Raw genomic sequence first — 20,676 nt, forward strand, 5'->3', positions numbered from 1 at the left:
ACGATGATCGGGTTGCGCGGCCAGGGCTGCGAGTGGTCGGGTGGAGATATGCATCGCGGTGGCGGACTGGGCGAGGGGACCGATGACCTCGGGCCCGACCCTGCCCGGCGGGGGAAGCACCGGCGCCGCGAGCGCGAGGCCGGCGGCCTGCCCCCTGTCGGCGGAACCGAGGGCCGGATCCCCGGGAGCGGCCGGGTGGGAGTGACCTACAAGTACTTCGGCGCCCCGGACGGCGCCACGGCGGCCCGCGTCCCGATCTCGATGCGCCCGGAGGAACTGGGCGGCGACGAGCTGGGCATGGGCGGCATGTTCACCAAGATCAAGCCCGAGACGATAGCCGCGATGGTCCTCACGGGCATCCAGGGCATGCCCCTGAACAAGGTCCCGCCACTGGAACTGGTGGTGCTGCACCCCGACTACGCGGTGGTCAAACTCCCCATGACGGCGGTGGACCCCCTGCGCGGCATCGGCGAGGAATCGGTGGGCGCGGCGGCCTTCATCTGGTCCACGGTCCCGGACCGGGGCGGCCCCCGGGACGCGTTCAACGTCTACCAACTGCTTCACGAGTGGCAGGACTTCAGCCACCGGTTGCACGAGGCGGGGCACCAGCCGTACTGCTTGGTGTGGCCGTGAGCGGCGAGTCCACCTGAGCGGGCGGGGCCTTCGGGGCGGGCCGCCGCTCCTCAGACCGCCTCGCCGGGCAGGCTCAGGTAGGTCTCGCGCATCGCCGTGAGCACCGGATGGTCGGTGGGCAGTGCGATGTCGTCGACGGCCGCGACCGCCCGGACACCGATGCTCGTGTTGGTGGCGAACGCCGCCGCCATCGCGCCGACGGCGCCGAGCGTCACGGGAGCGGTGATGTGCGCGTGGTGCCGCTGGAGCAACGCCATGGTGACGCCCGGCAGTACGTCGCCCTCGGGCCACACGACGGAGCCGGCGGCATCGACGAACCCGACGTTCCAGGTCCCTCCCTCGGACACGAGCCCGTCGGAGCCGTGGAACAACGCGTCGTCATATCCGGCCAACTGCGCCTCCCGCCGGGCGTGCAGGGCCCCGAACAGCCCGAGATGCTTGACCGCGGGCAGATCACGTACATACGGAACGGTCTTCACCCGCAGCGGCGGAAGCGCCATGGCCCCGGCCGGCCGGGTGGTCACCAGCACGTGCGGCGTCGCGGGCGACGAGGGGTGCCCGATGTCGAGCCCGGGATCGAACACACTGACCCGGACCACGAACGACGTCCCGTCGCCATGCGCACGCACGGCACGACGCACGTACTCCCGTACGCGACCGGTATCGAGCGCGGCACCGAACACGACCCGGCAGTCCCGCCCCAGCCGCTCCATGTGCAACTCCATCCCCCGCACCCGCTGGCCGTCGACCCGCATGGTGGTGAAGTGCCCGTAGTTGGTCAGCCCCAGGGCCTTCAACTGCTCGGGGTCGGGGACGCGGCCGTTGAGTTCCATCACGGGGGTCAGTGTGCCAGCGCGGGCACCAAGTCGGACGCTGGGCGAGGGAGTTCGGCGGGCGGTTCCGATTCCGGGATGGAGGACGACGCGATGGCGCGAACGCGCGGCCCCCGGGAAACGCGCTACGGGGTGTGGCTCCGGGGTGCCCGCGGCGGCATGGGCGAGGTCCTTGCCGGTGCGGCTGATCACTCGACCGGTACGCTCGGGGGGTGCCATGCCGGCTTGGCTTCTGGGCGCAGAAGGACCTGGAAAGCCGTGTGACGGGAGGGGGTTGGCGATGAGTCATCCTTTTCCCGTTCTGCGCCAAAGGTCAGCTCTGTGCAAAGTAAGTAAAGTCAGCAGCCCGCCCAACTAACGACGCAGGTCGCGCACTGTGGTCCCCGCGCACGCGGGGTTGGTCCCGTGGACACCGTCCACCCCCTCGCCGGGGTGACGTGGTCCCCGCGCACGCGGGGTCACCCGTTCCTCCCATCGCAACCAGATTCGCCGACCGAATGGAGGGGACCGCCTACCGTTCGTGCCTCCGCGTCAGCGGAGATACGTCTTCTGCCACTCCACCGACGTCATGGCCAAGGCCGCTTCGGCAAGCGCTTGAGCGGAAGCGGTCTTGAGTGCCTGCCGACTGCTGTCGATCCAGCCCTGAACATTCGCGTAGCCCTGTTCGCGGTATTCAACGGCCTGGATGAGGCATTCGAGCTTGTCCGCGTCATGGGCGCAAGTCACTTCGAGCGAGTCGCCGTTCTCGTATTCCTCAACGATGCGCCGGGCGCCCTCGCGTACGGCCGCATGCGCGGCGGAAACCTGGTCCGCCGTGACCTTCTCGTTCGAGGCGGCTTCCAGATAGCGCCGGCCAATGTGCGGAATGTCGCCGACGCGGGTCTCCTGGGTGTCGTGCCACAGGCCGAGGAGCGCGGTCTTGGCTGGGTCCGCCCCTTCCATCATCGCGAGCACGGAGCCGATGAGACCGACGCGGAAGCTGTGTTCCGCGATCGTCTCGGGGTCTTTGACTCCGGCGATCCACCATCCGCTCCGTTTGGCACGCTTAAGCATTCCCATTTCGAGCAGGAATCCCGCAGTGCCCTTGGCCTGCTCTGTCTCGTCAGCCATGTGGCGTTTCCTCCGGTCCGTTACATTCGGCTCTCGCGTAGAACGTAGTGCAAGGCTGCCAGTTCCCCCCTCGATCGTGGGGAGATCGAGCCGACGTCGAAAAGTTGAACGAGCAGTTCGCCGAGCCGGTCGGAAATACCGGGCGACGGATCCGGAACCAACTGGGAGCCGTCAGCAACGCGCACAGCGAATGCGGGTGGAGATCGGCGTGTCCGGGTGCGTGTTGCAGTTTTTCCGCAAAGGCCACGCATCAGGGGGACCCGTTCCCACACCGCCGGCCCACAGTCGCTCAGGAGTGGCCCGTGCGTGCGCGAGTTGGTTCCGCAATCAGCGAGATCGCGCGCTCATCGACGTCAAGTGGACCCACCGCCGTTGGAACGGTGTGACCACCGCGTTGGTTCCCGCCCACGCGGGGGGTTTCCGGCCGAGGGCGCAAAAGCCGAGGTCGGACCTTGTGATCCCCGCACACGCGGGGTTGGTCCGCCTTAGCATTGGCCTCACCGCCTGCGAGGGCTGCGGTCCCCGCGATTGCGGAGGTGGTCCCAGGCCATCACCGTGACCGTGCCCCACCGGCCGGCGGTCCCCGCGCACGCGGGGTTGGTCCTGCGGACGTCAACTCGCTGCTCGGCTGGGTGCTGTGGTCCCCGCGCAGGCGGGGTTGGTCCCACTGCGTCAAGTCCCTCTCCAGGCAGTCAGGTTGGTCGCCGCGCATCCGGGGGTGTGCCCCGTTTAGGCGAAAGGGAGTCGACCCATGCGGTGGACAGTTCACGGCGAACGCCAGATTTACAGCAACCCGTGGGTCAACCTTTGGATGGTCGACGTCCAGCAGCCGGACGGTCGGCGCTGGGAACACCATGTGGTCCGCATGCGGCATCTCGCTGTCGCCGCGGTCGTGGACGAGCAGAAACGGGTGCTGATGATGTGGCGCCACCGTTTCATCACGGACACGTGGGGCTGGGAGTTGCCGATGGGCCTGATCGAGGCCGACGAAACTCCCGAAGAGGCGGCGGCGCGGGAGGTGGAGGAGGAGACCGGATGGCGGGTGGAGTCTCTCAAACCCCTGGTGTACGCACAGCCCGCGAACGGGATCACCGACTCCGAGCACCACGTCTTTCGCGCTGACGCGGCCACCTATATCGGGCCACCGACCGAGCAGAACGAAACCGACCGCATCGAGTGGATTCCGCTTTCGGAGATCCGCGGAATGATCGACCGTCGTGAAGTGGTCAGCAGTGGCAGCCTTGTCGGCCTGCTGTACCTCCTGCTGGACGAGGCGACCGGAACCGTCGGTTAGCACGCCTGTCCCCTGCCGACAGCAGTCAGCCGACTGCCGCGCGGAGACGCTGCTCAAACACAATCACCGGCGTCTCGCGCGCGTACGGGGCGAGGCGCCGGTGAAATTCGCGAACGTGGCCCGCCACGCGGGGTGAGTCGAGCGATGCGCTGAGATCCAGAGCAAAGCCGGCGCTCTCGCACGCGGCTTCCAGCCGTCCCTGTTGCAGCTGGGCCGTGGCCAGCCAGAAGGCGTGGAACGCGCGCCCGCGCTGCTGCGCGTCGGTCTCTCGGCGCAAACCCTCGGCGATCAACGGCTCTGCTCGATGGCAGTCGCCCAGCTTGGCCAGCGCAATACCAGTGTCAACGATCAGCTTCGTCTCGTCGAAGTACCTGACCCAGGACGGCGCTTCGTCTTCCCGGTCACGGGCATTCTCATACGCGTCCCGAGACCGCCCAATGGATTGGTGACAGGAAGAACCATCGCCGAGAGTGGCGTGAGCGAACGCTTCGCGCATATGGAGCATCGACATCACGAGTGGCTGGTCCCCGGCCGCTCGGGCCGTGTCCTGAGCCTTACAAGCCAGTGCGACAGCATCCGAGGGTTGCCCCTCATACGTGGCTTGGAGACTCATGCAGGACAGCACGTTGGCCATGAAGAGGTAATCGTCCTGCCCGTGGGAGAGCCGCAGCGCCTGCGTGAAGTACGTGCGTGCGGTGCTGTACTGGCAAGCGTCGAAGTAGGCCCATCCGGCAAGACGGGCAAGTTCGGCGGCGAGTGACTGGAGATCCTGACGCAAGGGAGCGCGGACGCTTCCCATCATCTCCATCACATAACGCAAATGCCCCACGACCGCCGGACGCAACGGCGCGCCTCCGTGCTCGTCGTCTCGGCGCCAGTAGTCCTCCACTGACGACTTGAGGGCGAGAAGCGTCGATCGCGTGACCTTGCCGTCGGCGAGCGACAGCAACTCGTCCAGTTCCTCCTGGTGTTCGACGTCACTGTCCGGGTCGGAGCCCATGACACCGTCTCTCGGTGCTGAGCGTGCCTGCGATGTCGGACTTATCGGGGCCGATGAAGGAACTTCCCAGGGTCGATGAGCAAGTCCCAGCATGGCGCCAGGGATACGCAGACCGTCCGCGACGCGCTCGATGACATCGATGTGCGCGAGCCTGCGCTGCCCGGACATGATCTCGCCGACCCGGCTCGGAGTCAGGCCGCACAGGGCAGCCACCCGAGACGGATAGATACCGGCCTTCACCTTCACCAGGCGGAATACGGTCTCGAAGTCGCGCTCTCGACAAGCTCGTTGCCACTCGGGGCTCGTCAGCAGCTCCGGCGGAAGCGGTTGAGGCAGTGGTCCGGGCACTGGCACTCCTCTGCTGCACGGGACGAACGACGTCGTTGAACGGATGGTCAGGCACGTTCAAGATTACCCACGTTGGGTAACCACAGTGACCTGTTCGCGTGACGAAGCTTCGGGGTCAACTGGTCCTCCCACCGATCGCCCTGCGAATCCAGGGCGTGAGTACATCTCCTGACGTGGGTTGTTCTATGACCCGTGAATCAGGATCTCGGAGGAGTCCCATGCCCCTGGTGCCGTTGACGGATCCCCCTTCGGCCGTCGAGTCCGGTCGCTTACCGGCTTCTCTCCACACCACGCGGGAGGTTGACGAGACGGCAACTGGGATGGGCCCGATGAGAACTGCGCACGCTCTTTTGTCACTCGACGCCCGGCCGAGGCATGTGGCGACCGCACGCCGCGTCACCTCCGCCGTACTGGACGAGGCCGGTGTCACGGACCACGACACCATCGGGACCGTGCAGTTGGTGGTCAGTGAGATCGTGACGAACGCGATCGTGCACGGCAACGCCGGCTCGGTGTCGCTCCGGCTCACCTGCGACGGCACCCGTGAGGTACGGATCGAGGTGGACGACCACTCGACCGGCACTCCGGAAGTGCGGGACCCGGGCCCGGACGACGAGGGCGGACGCGGACTGCGGCTCGTCGCGTACCTGGCACGCGAGTGGGGACGGAAGGGGACGTGCACCTGGTGCACGGTCACGGTCGGACCGGTGCCGGACTGATGGCGACCGGGCAGGACACACGGCTGGCGAACAGTGGCGACGGACCCCATGTGCCCTGCGCATTCTGGGAGATGACCTTGCCTCGGCCCGGCTTCCCCCTCGTCGTGGCCGAGCACGAACGACAGACGGACATCGACTCCTTGCGGCGCCTGCTGGAGACCCTTCGACGCCGGCAGGCGTCCAAGCACGACGAACGCCCCGGTTCTCTCCAGCGGGGCGAACCGAGCCCGACCGCACCGCGCCGGGGCCGAAACGGAGCGGCAGTACTCCTCCGGCTGAACCCGCCGCGTCACCTTCGGACAAGGAACAACCACACATGCCGAATCCCCGTCGACCGGGCCGCTTCCTTACCGCCCACCACACGCACCCCGTCATCGTCCACGGCCTTTTCACCTGCCTCAGCGTCACCGGACTTCTCCTCGCCCTGACCGCCGCGATCGCGGCTCGGGCATGAAACCCGGTACCGGCCTGGCCTCCATCGCACCGGAGACTCCATGAAAACCCAGCAGACCGCCGACGCCCTGAGCGCCAAGCTGCGACAGCACAGACTCCACATCCCCGGTCTCGCCGCCCGCCAGGACAGCATCGTCCTCGGCGATGTCACCGTCACGACCGCCGACCACCTCGCGCTCCTCCTGGGCGCGCCCGCGCAGCAGGTCCAACGGAACCTGGACCAGTGGCCCGAGGCTCAACAGCTCATGCGCAGACTCGGTGCCGCCTTCAGAACCGTCACCGGCGGAGGCTTTCTCGATCTGTATTTCCATCACGACTGTGTCCGCTGCGACAGCGACGCGGCTCTGACGCTGGGCCCGATCGGCCCACGGGAAGCGGAACTCCTCCTGTCCGCCATCCAAACGCGGGAAGCTACGACGCAGCACCCGCCCACCACGAGGAGTACCCATGCCCGGCGTTCTGACGACTGATCACCCCGCCTGGACCGAGACCAGCGTCGGCGCCCACGCACGAGCCACGCGTACGGCCTCCGGTGTCTGGGTGCTGTCGTGGGATCAGGAAGGCCCGCACACGGTGTGCGTGCAGGGCGCCGAAGACGCAAAGCCGGTGTTCATCACCACGGACCCCCGCTGCCTGCCCGGCAGTGTGCCCCCTGAACTCCGGCGGGGCCTCGACGACCTCGGCCCGACGTGGCGTCCGGCCAATCCCTGGCTGTGGGACGCCCTCACCACCGCGATCCTGCGGCAAGTCGTCCGGGCCGGGCAGGCTCGCAAGCTGTACCGGGCATGGTGCGACGCCTTCGGCACCACCGTCGAGGGTCCTGCGGGCACGTTGTCCGTCGCCCCGACCGCCACTCGGGTCCTGGAACTGGACGACACTCAATTCGCGCATGTCGGGGCCAAGTTCCACTGCGGCGTCCTGCGGGCCGCCGCCGCCGCGTACCAGCGGCACCGTACCGAGTGGGAGCGAATGGATTCCCACGATCTGGTGTCCGCGCTCACGAGTGTCCCGCGCATCGGCCCCTGGACGGCCGCTGCGGCGACCGCCGACTACACCGGCGATTTCAGCGTCTACCCCCACGACGATCTCGCTGTACGCACCTGGGCCGCGCGGATCGCGCCTGGCCACGACTGGCCCGGAAAGAAGGACAAGTCGTTCGGCCCGAAGTGGGCCGCCATGGCCGGCCCTGACCGCACCGCCCTGCACACCCTGACCCTCTCCACACTCACCTGGGGCTCCCATGCCCGCTGACCTGGAGGATCCATGTCACGGTTATCGCTGATCAACGGTGCCGATCCGGCCCACCCACTTGACGCGCTTTTCGTGAACGCGCCACTGCGTGACTACGGGCAACGGCCCCGGACCAACGACTACACGCTTCCCGTACTGGGCATGGCCTACATCGCCACGTACGCGAAGGAGGTCGGCGGCTTCAACGTGGGCGTCCTCGACGCGGAAGCCCACGGGCTGGGAGTCGCGGAAACAGCGGAACTCGTCAACGCGGCGCAGCCCCGGTGGGCTGCCATGAACCTGCTCGCCCCCACCTACGAGATGTCAGCCCGCATCGCGGCCGGTCTCTCTCCGGGCATCGCCCTCATGGTCGGCGGCCACCATGCCAAGGCCATGCCGGACCGTGTGCTGGCCGATCCGCGCATGGCCAACCTGCGGGCGCTGGTTCTCGGCGAGGGTGAACTGCGCGTCGCCGCTCTCCTGGACGACGAACAGCGCCGACGTGAACTGCCTGGGGTCCTGTGGCGTGACCCCCTGCTCGGAACCCGAGCCGCAGGGATCCCCCCGGTCGGAAGATCGAGTGCGCACCTGCTCGGTCCCGACATCAACGCCCTGCCATACGTCAACCGTGGCTTCCTGCCCCAGGACCCCTACCGGGCCACACCCACCCGGGCCGACCACCACCTCGCGACCAGCCGTGGCACCGACTTCCTGACGAAGGCCGCCCGCACCGGGCATCTGGAAGCCAACATCGTCGGCTCCAGAGGCTGCCCCTACAACTGCGCCTTCTGCGGAGCCGCGTTCAGCGCCAACCCCGATGTCACGATCCGGGTTCGCGAGCCCGAGAACATCATCGGCGAACTCGACACGCTGCACGCCGCGTACGGTGTCAGCGCCTTCCGGTTCGTCGATGACCTCTTTCTCGGCGTCTCACGCGTCATCACCACACAGATGGCGGCCTGCGCACGGCACCACATCGGCGAACGGTACGTGTGGGACGCGACAGGACGTATCAACGTCCTGGACCGGCTCGACAACAGCGAACTCGAACTGCTCGTCAAGAACGGCCTGCGAGAAGTTGCCCTCGGAATCGAATCAGGAAGCGACCGTATCCTCAGCGCGATGGACAAGCGCATCGACGCCGAGATGACCGAGCGTGTCACCCGCCGCCTTGTCGAACACGGAATCGGAGTCAAGGGGTACTTCATCCTCGGCTTTCCCGGCGAGACTCAGGACGACATCCGGGCGACCGTGCGACACATCCGCAACCTCTGGAGCATCGCCGATCGAGCCCCTGGCGACGTACGGGCCAGTGTCTTCGAATTCCGTCCCTACCCCGGAACACCCGTATGGAAGACCCTTACGGACGCCGGTCACGACCCCGACACACTGCTCGCCTACACAGACGTCGACCTGACCGCTGACGGGGCCGACGAGTCGATGCGCCAGCGAGACGAGTTCAACTTCTCCGTCGGGATCCAGTTCGGCGACGTTCCCCTGGCCGATGTCCGCAGCACCCTGGCCGCGCTCACCCGCGAACAGCACGAACGCAATCAGCCGAACCGGGAGACCGCGGCATGACCATCACGTCGGCACGCGGTCGGTTCATCACCCTCGACGGCCCCAGCGGCGCCGGAAAGACCACCACCGTCCAAGCCCTGAGCCAAGAACTGGCCAGACGGGGGCAGGCCGTCCACGAGACCGTGGAACCGACCACCAGCCCCCTCGGCGCCTTCATCCGTGACCACTTCAGTCACATCCGAGGGCGCGCCCTGGCCTGCCTTGTCGCCGCCGACCGGTACGAACACATCGAGCACGAGATCGAGCCCCGGCTCATTGCCGGCGACACCGTCGTCTGCGACCGTTACCTCGCCTCGACGCTTGTGATGCAACAACTCGACGGCGTGCCCGTCAAGTTCCTGCTCGACCTGAACGCGCACGTCCTGATGCCTGACCTCGCAGTTATCCTCACCGCCTCCCCTCGCCTTGTCGCCGAACGAATAGCCGCACGCGGCCCCCGCAACCGCTTCCACCTCGACCCGACCGCACCCGGCCGCGAAGTCGAGCTGTACGAGCGGACAGCCCGGATGCTCAGGGCGGCGGACGTGAAGGTACTGATCGTCGGCACCGACAACGTCACCCCATCGGAGATCGCGGCCTCGATCGCCGACGCGATTCCCCGTCCCTCGGTAACGTCGGCCGCCCCGACACCGCTGAGCACCCCACAGGAACCATGAACTCGCACCCCGCACAGCCCGTTATCGACACGCACGTCCTTCTACGCGATGGAGACAAGCTCCTCTTCTCCCAGCGCGGAGGCCCGTACGGGCGCGGCCGATGGCACCTGCCGTCCGGCAAGCTGGATCAGATGGAGACCCTCAGCGCGGGCGCCGCCCGTGAGTTGCTGGAGGAGACCGGTGTCGAGGTCGACCCGGCCAGGTTGCGCCTGGTGCACGTCGTGCACCACAAGCAGAGCGAGACCGTCGATCGGATCGGGTTCTTCTTCGAAGCCACCGACTGGACCGGGCAGCCCGTCAACAGGGAGCCCTCGAAATGCCTCGCGCTCCAGTGGTTCAGCGTCCACGAACTGCCCGAGGACATCATCGAGTACCCCGAAGGAGGACTTCTCGGCTACCTGAGCGGCTCCGGAGTGCTGGCCGAGCACGGCTGGTAGTGCTCGCCGGGCCCGTGTTCCCGGCGACGGGGGCACGGGACCGTGGCGAGACGATGACGGCACGTAACCACTCGTGAGTTCCATGAACTTCGCCCAGCATTGGCTGGATCGGTCACGGTGGTCACCGCCCCCGCCGGGCGGGCACTCGCTGGGACCGGTGTTCCCCGCGCATGCGGGGTTGGTCCCGCCGCTGCCCTGCCAAACCAGCAGCACACCGCGTGGTCCCCGCGCATGCGGGGTCAGTCCCGGGTAGCCGACAACAACTCCAATTGTCGGGTGGTCCCGGCCTCGGTGTAGTCCCCGCCCACGCGGGGCTTGGCCCTCGGGCGTGCGGCTGTCACCCCAGCAACGCGCCGGCCCGCCCGCGCGCCGACACCCCCCGCCGGCCACCCCAAGGCCCGCCCCGCCCCCGCTCTCCACCCCCACCACCCCCGCCCCTCAGGCATACCCTGTTGCCCATGACGCAAAGTGACGGCGGGGCGGACAGCCTGGACAGCCTCGTACGCAGACGCATCCGCGCGCTGCGGCTCGCGCAGGGGTGGTCCTTGGGGGAGTTGGCCGGGCGGGCGCGGATCAGTCAGTCCTCGTTGAGCCGGATCGAGAACGGGCAGCGCCGGCTCGCGCTCGATCAGCTCGTCACGCTCGCCCGTGCGCTGGACACCACGCTCGATCAGCTCGTCGAGACCGCCACGGACGATGTCGTCATCAGCCCGACGATCGATGCCGCCCGGGGTCGGATGCGCTGGCCCGTCAGGAGCGATCCGGGTATGAGCGTCATCCGCCAGCGGATGACCGAGCCGCCGCCCGACAATCCGGGGCGGATGCGCGCCCATCCCGGCCGGGAGTGGCTCGTCGTTCTGTCGGGCACGGCGATCCTGATGCTGGGCAATCGGCGTATCCGAGTGGAGACGAACCAGGCCGCCGAGTTCCCGACGATGATGCCGCATGCGATCGGCGCGGAGGGGGGACCGTGTGAGCTGCTGGGGATCTTCGACCGTGACGCCCGCCGGGGGCACCAGCGCGACAACCGTGGCGGCGAAACTCCGGAGCCCGTCGAGTGACGGCGGCGGCGTGATCTTGCGCCTGCGGCAGCACAGACGGCCATCGTCTTGCGTCATACGAAAGAGACCGTGCCAAGCGCGCATCGCCGCCCTACGGTGACGCCATGACCCACTCACACCCGCACGTCCACGCCCACCGCCACCCGGCCCACCCCGGACACCCCGGCCAGCACGGACACCCCGGCCAGCCCGACACCGACGCCCAGGCGGAGATCCTCGATCTGGACGCGGACGTACTCGCCGAGCACATCGCCGCCATCACCGCGTGGCTGCCCCTCACCGGCGATCCCCGCCACGTCGTGGACCTCGGCTGCGGCACCGGAACGGGCACCTTCGCCCTCCTCGACCGGTTCCCCGACGCGCGGATCACCGCCGTCGACTCCTCCCCCGAGCATCTCCAACGGCTGCGCGAGAAGGCGTGCGCCCGTGGTGTGGAGGACCGGGTCCGTACGACGTGGGCCGATCTCGACGGGGACAGCTGGCCCGACCTCGGCTCACCCGACCTCGTCTGGGCATCCGCCTCGATGCACCACATGGCCGACCCGGCCCGTACCCTGCGCCGGGTCCGCGAACTCCTCGCGCCCGACGGCCTGTTCGCCGTCGTGGAGCTCGCCGGTTTCCCCCGCTTCCTCCCCCCGGACGCCCCCGAGGACCGGCCCGGTCTGGAGGACCGCTGTCACGCGGCGTCCGACCGTTTCCACGCCGAGCACGTGCCCCACCGGGGCGCCGACTGGGGGCCGATGCTGACCGCCGCCGGCTTCTCGGTCGACGGCGAACGCACCGTCGCCGTGGACATCGAGGGCTCCGGCGACGAGGTGATCGCCCGCTACGCCCTGAGATCCCTGCGCGGCCTGCGCGACACCGCCGCCGAAGCGCTCCCGCCGGAGGATCTCGCCGCCCTCGACCGTCTCCTCGACACCACCGGCCCGCACAGCGTCCTGCGCCGCGACGACCTGACGGTCCGCACGGAGCGCCGGGTCTGGGCGGGCCGGGCGGCAAGCTGACGGCGTGACCTCACGGCCCGTCCTCCGTCGACGGCCCGCCCTGGGTGCCCGTCGGGCCCTGGGGGTCGATCAGGATCATCGGGTCGTTGCCCTTCAGCTGCTGCCAGACGCTCACCAGGGCCACCACCTGGGCCACGAAGAACGCCAGTTGGACGGAGGCCGTGCGGAGTTGGTAGATGGAGAGGAGCAGGGCCGCCTTCGTCGGCCAGTGGTGGCCCTCCTGGCGGAAGGTGTCGATGTCCATCGCGACGCCCGTCGTCGTGAGGATGAGCAGGGTCAGCGCGACATCGAGGGCCAGGGTGCCGATGGTGTCCCCGAGCGCGCGGCTGCCGATCCAGTAGAGGCCGACCGGGGCCGCGTACACGAGGGTGAGGCCCAGCGCCTTCGCCGGGCCGCGGCGGCCCGGCAGGACACGCCAGAGGGCGCCGAGGACGAAGCCGGCGGCCCCCCAGATCAGTTCCGACGCGAGCACGTACTGCACGAGGTTGATCACCCCGAACTGGTCCCTGGCCACGTTGCTCCACAGCGGCCCCCGCACCAGGTCCGCCCAGAAGGCGACCGCCGTGGCCGGCAGGGCGACGACCGCGGCGAGGAACGCGGCCCGGCAGGCGTTGTGCCACCAGGTGTCTCTGGGGCCCCAGGCCAGGATCAGTTCTATGGCGTCCACGGAGTCGGGCAGGTCTTCGCCCGCGTGCGGGGAGGTGGTGTCGCCGGGGTTCCAGCGGTGCAGGCTGTCCAGTTTCTGCTCCAGGTCGGCGCGGTTGCCCTCCTGGTCGCCCTGTTCCCAGCGGCGCAGTTGCAGGTGCAAGTCGCGGTAGGTGCGCGCGGACTCCACCAGCCAGGGGCGGTCCGACTCGCGTATCACCTCGCGCAGGGGCGTACCCGTCGGCAGCTGCCTGGACAGCACCGACCGCCGGTGTCCCAGAGCGAGCAGGAGCCACCAGGCGAGCAGGAGCAGCAGCGCGTCCAGCACGGAAGTGGAGACACCCAGGTACCAGCCCGGAACCGGCGAGATCGACGTCACGAACAGCACGGCGAGCACCCGCGTCTCCGGGGTGTCCGGCAGGACCGGGGACGCGTGGGGCGCCCTGGTCCGGGCCGCGAGTACGGCGAGGAGCGCTCCCGCACGAAGAACCCACGCCATCCAGCCGGTGAACCAGTCCGGCCAGTCGGAGGGCAGCCACGCCACCGCGTTGAGGAGGTTGGAGAGGTGCCAGCGGTCGTACCGGTCGTCTGTGGCCGCGAGCCATGACTCCTGCTCCCAGGTGTTCTGTTTGGCCCACACGGCGAGCGCCACGATCACGGCCGCCAGAAAGACGCAGACGACCAGCAGCCACCAGGGGACGTGGCCCCGCTGGGGCGTCCCCGGCGTGGTGGTGCCGGGTGCGGTTCGAAGCCGTCGCGCCACCGACGCGCTGCCCACGAGCCAGACGAAGACGACGCAGCAGCACGCTGACGCGAGCCAGAGGAACCCGCCCGTCCGCCGGAGGAGTTCGACCGCGGCGAGGTCGTGATCGTTCAGCCAGAAATCGGCGGGCAGCCCGAACCAGTGCGGCGCGCTCGCCACCACCACCGGAAACGCCGTCGCGGTCAGAACGGCCGCCCACGCGGCGATCCGGGGCCTGCCCACCAGGCAGAGGGCTGCGCCGCCGCACGCCGCGACGACCAGGTGGACGGCCGTCCGGTGGTCCGGGAGCCACATGAACACGCCGTAGTCGCCGGCCAGGTTGGGGAGCAGGTCGTCCAGTGTGGAGAGCAGAACCACGGCGAACCCCGCGTACACCCACAGGAGCAGATTGCGCCCGGTGGCCTCCTCGGCCGGCGTGGGCAGGGTGGCGACGGGGGTACGGCGGAGGGTGCGAGCCAGGCACAGCATGACGGGCAGGAGCACCAGGTCCCAGGACATCCAGATCACCGACTGCGCCAGGTACCAGGGCTTCTCGCCCCACACGGTGATCAGGGACTTGCTCGCCGGCGGCTGGACCACGATCCGGATCCCGGGCGGTGCGCCGCCCGGCTTGTCGCGGACCCAGGTGAGGTGGGTGGGGGACCCCTCGGTCGGGGTCGGGGACATGCTGCGGGCCGCACGTCCGCCCAGGTCGACCGTGATCTTCTGCCACCACGCCGTGTCGAGGGCGGGCGGGCGCATCAGGGTCAGTGTCCAGTGGCGCTTGCCGGCGGTGATGCGCCAGACCCCGAAGTCCCGGTCCCTGGTGCCGTCCACGTAGGTGACGGCACGCAGCCGTACCGTGATCCACTTCTTCTGGACGGTCACCTCGGGCGGCCGGGGGCGGGCCTCCGTGTCGCGGTACGTGTAGGGGTCGTCGGGGTAGCGCAGGACGCACCGCATCGCCGACCGGTACCGCTCGGTGTCCCCGTTCAGCAGCAGATCCCGCGCGAACTTCCAGGACTTCGGCACCTGTACGACGAGGTCGGTCTGCGCCTTCGTGTACGTCTCGCCCTCGTGCTTGAGCCGTACCGAGGTGGCGACCCTCGCCGTCTTCAACTGCCCGGACCGGCAGCTGTCCTCGGCGGCCGAGGCGAGGTCCGCCGGGGCGAGCGGAGACAGCGGAGACAGCGGGGAGAGCGGGGAGAGCGCGAGGAGCCCGGTGACGGCGAACAACAGCAGTAATCGGCGCATCGCCCGGCCCCCGCGTACATACCCAGATTTACGGATATGCAGAGTAGCCGCGCGACGGCACGGACGGAGTTGGTACAGGGCAACCAGCGCGTACGGGAACGGCTCCGGCCGGGTACGGCACCAGGTCCGGCGGCGTACGGGACCAGGTCCGGCCGGGTACGGGAACGGCACCGGCCGGGTACGGCACCAGGTCCGGCGGCGTACGGGACCAGGTCCGGCCGGGTACGGCACCGGCACCGGCACCGGCCGGGTACGGGACCAGGTCAAGACGCGTACGGCACCGGCTCCGGTCCCGTACCGGAACGGTCCAGCCGCATGCGCGAACAGGTCCGGCCGCACACGCGAACGAGTCCGTCCGCGTACCGGAAGGACTCCCGCCGCGTACGGGGCGGGCCTTCGGGTACCCGCAACACAGCACCGTTCCGCGCACCAAGCCGCGTCGAACGCCACGAAGACCACACAAGGAGGCCGCACATGATGATCGTCGGTATCGTTGCCGTCTGCGCAGTACTACTCGTGCTCGCCTTTCTGGTACCCCGTCTCTCCCGCCACCCCGAACGTGGCACCCAGCGCACGCTCGGTGCCGGCGGACGCGCCGCGGGCAAGGCCCCCGGGCCGCTCGGCAGGCTGCTGCGCAAGCCGTTCAGCAGCAGTTCGCGCGCCGTCGGGCGCAGCGGCTCCGCCGGACGCCGCACGCGTGGCCGGATGCCCTTCTGACCTGACTCCGGATCCGTACGACCGGTACGGACTCTGTCCCGACCGGTACGGACTCCGGCCCAACCGGTACGGACCGGTGCGGTGTTCGCCGATGGCGCCGCGCCGGTCCGTCGTGCCGTGTGGCGTGTCGTGCGGCGCCACCGCGACCGCCACACCGGCTCACCTCACCTCACCTCAACTCACGTCACCTCGCCTTACGTTTCGTCGAGCGCCTTGAGCGCGATGTTCAACTTCAGGACGTTCACCTGTGGTTCGCCCACGAAGCCGAGGACGCGGCCGTCCGTGTGCCTGTCCACCAGCCGCTGTACCGCCGCCTCGTCCAGGCCGTTCAGCTTCGCGACCCGGGGGACCTGGAGGTCGGCGTACTCCGGGGAGATCGCCGGGTCCAGGCCCGAGCCCGACGAGGTGACCGCGTCCGGCGGCACGTCCGAGGGCCTGACGCGGTGGCCGTCCACGGAGTTGTCCCTGATGACCGCCGCCTTGGCGTCCTTGATCCACTGGATCAGCTCGGCGTTGTCGCCGGCCCGGTTCGTCGCGCCGGACAGGATCAACTGGTACCGCGTGTTGACGGAGTTGGTGCCGAGCCCGTTGGACGGCCGCGGCTGGAACCACTTCAGGTCCGGCGCCGGTGTCTCCTCGCCCTTCTTCAGGGGCAGGTCGTAGCGCTGGCCGATGAGCGCGGAGCCCACGACTTTCCCGTTCGAGGTGATCTCGGAGCCGTTCGCCTGATGGGGGAAGAGGGCCTGCCCGAGGCCTGTCACGGCGAGCGGGTAGAGCACGCCGCACACGACGCTGAGGACGAGCAGGGCGCGCAGCCCCGCTCCGAGGAGCCGTGCGGTGCTTCTGACGGAGATGTTCATGGGCGTCAGCCGATTCCGGGGATGAGGGAGATGAGCAGGTCGATGAGTTTGATGCCGGCGAACGGGGCGATGAGGCCGCCCACGCCGTAGATCCCGATGTTGCGCCGCAGCATCCGGTCGGCGCTCAGCGGGCGGTAGCGCACGCCGCGCAGGGCCAGCGGGACGAGCGCGACGATGATCAGCGCGTTGAAGATCACCGCCGAGAGGATGGCGGACTCGGGCGAGGACAGGCCCATGATGTTGAGCCTGTCCAGGCCGGGGTACGCGACGGCGAACATCGCGGGGATGATCGCGAAGTACTTGGCGACGTCGTTGGCGATCGAGAACGTCGTCAACGCTCCCCGGGTGATCAGCAGTTGCTTGCCGATCTCCACGATCTCGATCAGCTTGGTCGGGTCGGAGTCCAGGTCCACCATGTTCCCGGCCTCCTTGGCGGCCGAGGTGCCGGTGTTCATGGCGACGCCGACGTCCGCCTGGGCGAGGGCGGGCGCGTCGTTGGTGCCGTCGCCGGTCATCGCGACGAGCTTGCCGCCCGCCTGTTCGCGGCGGATCAGCGCCATCTTGTCCTCGGGTGTGGCCTCGGCGAGGAAGTCGTCGACGCCCGCCTCGGCCGCGATGGCGCGGGCCGTCAGCGGGTTGTCGCCCGTGATCATGACGGTTCTGATGCCCATGCGGCGCAGTTCGCCGAACCGTTCGCGCATCCCGTCCTTGACGACGTCCTTGAGGTGGACGACGCCCAGGACGCGTGCGCCGCGTTCGTCGTGGACGCCGACGAGCAGGGGCGTACCGCCGTCCTCGGCGATACGGTCGGCGAGGGCGCCCGCGTCCGGCGCGACGCGCCCGCCGCCCTGCCGTTCGACCCAGGCGACGACCGAACCGGCCGCGCCCTTGCGGATCATGCGGCCGTCCACGTCCACGCCCGACATGCGGGTCTGCGCGGTGAACGGCACCCACTCGGCGCCCGTCAGATCGGCGCCCGTCGCGCCGGTGTCCGTCGCACCGGCCTCCCTCACGGCGGCGCCCGTCGACTCCGCGTGCGTCAACTCCTCGTATGTCGAATCCACACCCGTCGACTCCGCTCCTGTCAACTCCTCGTGGGACGGCTCGCCCCGCCCGTGCTCCCGCAGGCCGTACGCCTCCCGCGCCAGCGCCACCACGGAGCGGCCCTCGGGTGTCTCGTCGGCCAGCGACGAGAGCTGGGCGGCGTCGGCGAGTTCGGTGGCGGTGACGCCCTCGACCGGGAGGAAGGCGGCGGCCCGGCGGTTGCCGAGGGTGATCGTGCCGGTCTTGTCGAGCAGCAGCGTCGAGACGTCACCGGCCGCCTCGACGGCGCGCCCCGACATCGCGAGGACGTTGCGCTGCACGAGCCGGTCCATGCCGGCGATGCCGATGGCGGAGAGCAGCGCGCCGATGGTGGTGGGGATCAGACAGACGAGCAGCGCGGTGAGCACGATCATCGACTGTTCGGCGCCCGCGTAGATCGCGAACGGCTGGAGGGTGACCACCGCCAGCAGGAAGACGACGGTGAGGGAGGCGAGGAGGATGTTCAGCGCGATCTCGTTGGGTGTCTTCTGCCGGGCCGCGCCCTCGACCAGGGCGATCATCCGGTCGATGAACGTCTCGCCCGGTTTGGTGGTGATCCGGACGACGATCCGGTCGGAGAGGACCTTCGTCCCGCCGGTGACCGCGCTGCGGTCGCCGCCCGACTCGCGGATGACGGGGGCCGATTCGCCGGTGATCGCCGACTCGTCGACGGAGGCGACGCCCCGTACGACGTCGCCGTCCCCGGGGATGATGTCGCCCGCCTCGCAGACGACGAGGTCGCCGACCCGCAGCTCGGTCCCGGGCACCCGCTCCTCCACCGCCCCGGCACCCGGCTCGGCCCCTGCGCCCCGGGCCTCCAGTGTCCCCGCACCCGGCTCGGTCCCTGCGCCCCGCGCCTCCAGCGTTCCGCGCGCCCGTTCCTCCAGCGCCCCGGCACCCCGGTCCGCGTGCGGGTCCTCCCCGGAGGCCCTCCGCTCGGCCTCGGCCCCACGATTTTCTGTTACGGGCTCCGCGTTCCGCCCCCGCAGGCGCCGTGCGACCGAGTCCGTCTTCGCCCTGCGGAGCGTGTCGGCCTGTGCCTTGCCGCGGCCCTCGGCGACGGCCTCCGCGAGATTGGCGAAGATCGTGGTCAGCCACAGCCAAACGGCGATCGCCCAGCCGAACCAGTCGCCGGGCTCGGTGATCGCGAGGGCGGTGGTCACCACGGAGCCGACCTCGACCACGAACATCACGGGTGACCTGACCATCACGCGAGGGTCGAGCTTGCGCAGGGCGTCGGGGAGCGACGCGAGCAGCTGCCGGGGGTCGAACAGACCGCCCCCGACGCGCCGGTCGCCGCCCGGACCGGAGCGGGGCGCGGGGGTGGCGCGGGTGGAGGTGACGGTGCTCATGACGCGAGTCCTTCGGCGAGCGGGCCCAGCGCCAGCGCCGGGAAGTAGGTCAGTCCGGCGACGATCATGATCGTGCCGACGAGCAGACCGCTGAAAAGCGGTTTGTCGGTGCGCAGGGTGCCCGAGGTCGTCGGCACCGGCCGCTGTTCGGCGAGCGACCCGGCCAGCGCCAGGACGAACACCATGGGCAGGAAGCGGCCGAGCAGCATGGCGATGCCGAGGGAGGTGTTGAACCATTGCGTGTCGGCGTTGAGCCCGGCGAACGCCGAACCGTTGTTGTTGGCGCCGGACGTGTAGGCGTAGAGAATTTCGGAGAATCCGTGCGCGCCGCTGTTCGTCAGCGAGTTCTCCGGGGTGTCCATCGCCATCGCGATTCCGGTGAAGCAGAGCACCAGGGCCGGGGTGACGAGGATGTAGCAGGCGGCGAATTTTATCTGGCGGGTGCCGATCTTCTTTCCGAGGTATTCGGGGGTGCGGCCGACCATCAGACCCGCGAGGAATACCGCGATGACGGCCATGATGAGAATTCCGTACAGCCCCGATCCCACTCCGCCGGGTGCGATCTCGCCCAACTGCATGCCCAGCATGGCGATTCCGCCGCCGAAGCCGGTGTAGGAGGAGAGGAAGGAATTGACCGCACCGGTCGAGGTGAGGGTCGTCGCCACGGAGAAAATGGCCGAGGCACCGATCCCGAACCGGGTCTCCTTGCCCTCCGTCGCGCCTCCGGCGATGTCGAACGCCGGGCCGCCGTGGTGGAATTCGGTCCACATCATCAACGCGGTGAAGGCGAGCCAGATCATCACCGTCGTGGCGAGGATCGCGTAGCCCTGCTTGACGCTGCCGACCATCCGGCCGAAGGTCCGGGTGAGGGAGAGGGGAATGAGCAGGATCAGAAAGATTTCGAGGAGGTTCGAGAGTCCGCCGGGGTTCTCGAAGGGGTGCGCGGAGTTGGCGTTGAAGTAGCCGCCGCCGTTGGTGCCCAGTTCCTTGATGGCCTCCTGGGAGGCGACGGCGCCGCCGTTCCACTGCTGGACGCCGCCGGTGAACCGGCCGACGGGGTGGATGCCGGCGAAGTTCTGGATCACGCCGCAGGCGACCAGCAGAACGGCCGCGACCAGCGAGATCGGCAGCAGGATACGGACCGTGCCGCGGACGAGGTCGGCCCAGAAGTTGCCGAGTTCACCGGTACGGGAGCGGGCGAAGCCCCGTACGAGGGCGACGGCGACGGCCATGCCCACGGCGGCCGACAGGAAGTTCTGCACCGCGAGGCCGCCGGTCTGCACGACATGACCCATGGCCTGTTCGCCGTAGTAGGACTGCCAGTTGGTGTTCGAGACGAACGAGGCGGCGGTGTTGAACGCCTGGTCCGGATCGATCGACGAGAAGCCGAGCGAGCCGGGCAGCGCGCCCTGGACCCGTTGCAGGGCGTAGAGGAAGAGGACGCTTACCAGCGAGAAGCCGAGAACTCCGCGCAGATAGGCGGGCCAGCGCATGTCGGTGGCCGGATCTGCACCGATGGCACGGTAGATCCATTTCTCCGCCCGCAAATGTCGCGGGGAGGAATAGACACGTGCCATGTATTCGCCGAGCGGTCGGTGTGCCAGGGCCAGCGCCACCAGGAGCGCGAGCAGTTGGAACACACCGGAGAGGACGGGACTCATCGG

19 protein-coding genes are annotated in these 20,676 nt (G+C 69.1%); 12 read left to right on the forward strand and 7 right to left on the reverse strand.

What is annotated here, in order from left to right; translation table 11 throughout:
* Nucleotides 1-48: 48 nt before the first annotated feature.
* A complete protein-coding gene (locus tag OG875_RS12225; RefSeq protein ID WP_330177722.1) occupies nt 49-633 on the forward strand; it encodes a hypothetical protein in 585 nt (194 codons plus the stop codon).
* A gap of 50 nt (nt 634-683) precedes the next feature.
* Here the strand turns inward: OG875_RS12225 and OG875_RS12230 are convergent, their stop codons facing one another.
* Nucleotides 684-1,466: an aminotransferase class IV family protein gene (locus tag OG875_RS12230; RefSeq protein ID WP_330177723.1), complete on the reverse strand. Its 783-nt coding sequence runs from the start codon at nt 1,464-1,466 to the stop codon at nt 684-686.
* 531 nt (nt 1,467-1,997) lie between these two features.
* Nucleotides 1,998-2,576: an HD domain-containing protein gene (locus OG875_RS12235; RefSeq protein WP_330174236.1), complete on the reverse strand. Its 579-nt coding sequence runs from the start codon at nt 2,574-2,576 to the stop codon at nt 1,998-2,000.
* Nucleotides 2,577-3,327: 751 nt separating this feature from the next.
* On the opposite strand from OG875_RS12235, the gene OG875_RS12240 reads away from it, so the two are divergent.
* Nucleotides 3,328-3,870 carry an NUDIX domain-containing protein gene (locus OG875_RS12240; RefSeq protein WP_330174237.1) on the forward strand — a complete coding sequence of 181 codons (543 nt, stop codon included), beginning with the start codon at nt 3,328-3,330 and terminating at the stop codon, nt 3,868-3,870.
* 25 nt (nt 3,871-3,895) lie between these two features.
* Here OG875_RS12240 and OG875_RS12245 read toward each other — a convergent pair whose 3' ends face one another.
* Nucleotides 3,896-5,218: a hypothetical protein gene (locus OG875_RS12245; protein ID WP_330174238.1), complete on the reverse strand. Its 1,323-nt coding sequence runs from the start codon at nt 5,216-5,218 to the stop codon at nt 3,896-3,898.
* 329 nt (nt 5,219-5,547) lie between these two features.
* Between OG875_RS12245 and OG875_RS12250 the strand changes: the two genes are divergently transcribed.
* From OG875_RS12250 to OG875_RS12290, 9 genes are all read left to right on the forward strand, one after another.
* On the forward strand, nt 5,548-5,937 hold the full coding sequence (locus OG875_RS12250) for an ATP-binding protein (RefSeq protein ID WP_330174239.1): 390 nt from the start codon (nt 5,548-5,550) through the stop codon (nt 5,935-5,937).
* Nucleotides 5,938-6,253: 316 nt separating this feature from the next.
* Nucleotides 6,254-6,391, forward strand: a complete 138-nt coding sequence (locus tag OG875_RS12255) for a hypothetical protein (protein WP_330174240.1) — start codon at nt 6,254-6,256, stop codon at nt 6,389-6,391.
* Nucleotides 6,392-6,431: 40 nt separating this feature from the next.
* On the forward strand, nt 6,432-6,860 hold the full coding sequence (locus OG875_RS12260) for a hypothetical protein (RefSeq protein WP_330174241.1): 429 nt from the start codon (nt 6,432-6,434) through the stop codon (nt 6,858-6,860).
* Complete coding sequence (locus tag OG875_RS12265; RefSeq protein ID WP_330174242.1) at nt 6,838-7,641, forward strand: hypothetical protein; 804 nt, start codon at nt 6,838-6,840, stop codon at nt 7,639-7,641. The genes OG875_RS12260 and OG875_RS12265 overlap by 23 nt, the downstream gene beginning before the upstream one ends.
* 12 nt (nt 7,642-7,653) lie before the next feature.
* Entirely contained in the window at nt 7,654-9,201 is a 1,548-nt protein-coding gene (locus OG875_RS12270; protein ID WP_330174243.1) for a B12-binding domain-containing radical SAM protein, read from the forward strand.
* Nucleotides 9,198-9,857, forward strand: a complete 660-nt coding sequence (gene tmk, locus OG875_RS12275; protein ID WP_330174244.1) for a dTMP kinase — start codon at nt 9,198-9,200, stop codon at nt 9,855-9,857. The genes OG875_RS12270 and tmk overlap by 4 nt, the downstream gene beginning before the upstream one ends.
* Nucleotides 9,854-10,294 carry an NUDIX hydrolase gene (locus OG875_RS12280; RefSeq protein ID WP_330174245.1) on the forward strand — a complete coding sequence of 147 codons (441 nt, stop codon included), beginning with the start codon at nt 9,854-9,856 and terminating at the stop codon, nt 10,292-10,294. Before tmk ends, OG875_RS12280 begins: the two co-directional genes overlap by 4 nt.
* A 458-nt stretch (nt 10,295-10,752) precedes the next feature.
* The gene (locus OG875_RS12285; RefSeq protein ID WP_330174246.1) at nt 10,753-11,355 is read left to right on the forward strand and encodes an XRE family transcriptional regulator; all 603 of its coding nucleotides are present in this window, start codon (nt 10,753-10,755) and stop codon (nt 11,353-11,355) included.
* A 104-nt stretch (nt 11,356-11,459) separates the two neighbouring features.
* Nucleotides 11,460-12,359 (forward strand): class I SAM-dependent methyltransferase, encoded by a 900-nt coding sequence (locus OG875_RS12290; RefSeq protein ID WP_330174247.1) that lies wholly within the window; start codon nt 11,460-11,462, stop codon nt 12,357-12,359.
* A 10-nt stretch (nt 12,360-12,369) separates the two neighbouring features.
* Here the strand turns inward: OG875_RS12290 and OG875_RS12295 are convergent, their stop codons facing one another.
* Entirely contained in the window at nt 12,370-15,000 is a 2,631-nt protein-coding gene (locus OG875_RS12295; RefSeq protein ID WP_330174248.1) for a DUF6185 family protein, read from the reverse strand.
* A gap of 474 nt (nt 15,001-15,474) precedes the next feature.
* Between OG875_RS12295 and OG875_RS12300 the strand changes: the two genes are divergently transcribed.
* The gene (locus tag OG875_RS12300; RefSeq protein WP_330174249.1) at nt 15,475-15,717 is read left to right on the forward strand and encodes a DUF6411 family protein; all 243 of its coding nucleotides are present in this window, start codon (nt 15,475-15,477) and stop codon (nt 15,715-15,717) included.
* 194 nt (nt 15,718-15,911) lie between these two features.
* Here OG875_RS12300 and OG875_RS12305 read toward each other — a convergent pair whose 3' ends face one another.
* Genes OG875_RS12305 through kdpA form a run of 3 tightly spaced genes read right to left on the reverse strand, consistent with a single transcriptional unit; the run spans nt 15,912 to nt 20,673 of the window.
* The gene (locus OG875_RS12305; protein ID WP_330174250.1) at nt 15,912-16,577 is read right to left on the reverse strand and encodes a potassium-transporting ATPase subunit C; all 666 of its coding nucleotides are present in this window, start codon (nt 16,575-16,577) and stop codon (nt 15,912-15,914) included.
* Nucleotides 16,578-16,582: 5 nt separating this feature from the next.
* Complete coding sequence (gene kdpB / locus OG875_RS12310; protein WP_330174251.1) at nt 16,583-19,012, reverse strand: potassium-transporting ATPase subunit KdpB; 2,430 nt, start codon at nt 19,010-19,012, stop codon at nt 16,583-16,585.
* Complete coding sequence (gene kdpA / locus OG875_RS12315; protein ID WP_330174252.1) at nt 19,009-20,673, reverse strand: potassium-transporting ATPase subunit KdpA; 1,665 nt, start codon at nt 20,671-20,673, stop codon at nt 19,009-19,011. The genes kdpB and kdpA overlap by 4 nt, the downstream gene beginning before the upstream one ends.
* Nucleotides 20,674-20,676 lie beyond the last annotated feature (3 nt).

Source organism: Streptomyces sp. NBC_01498 (genome assembly GCF_036327775.1).
Classification (GTDB): domain Bacteria; phylum Actinomycetota; class Actinomycetes; order Streptomycetales; family Streptomycetaceae; genus Streptomyces.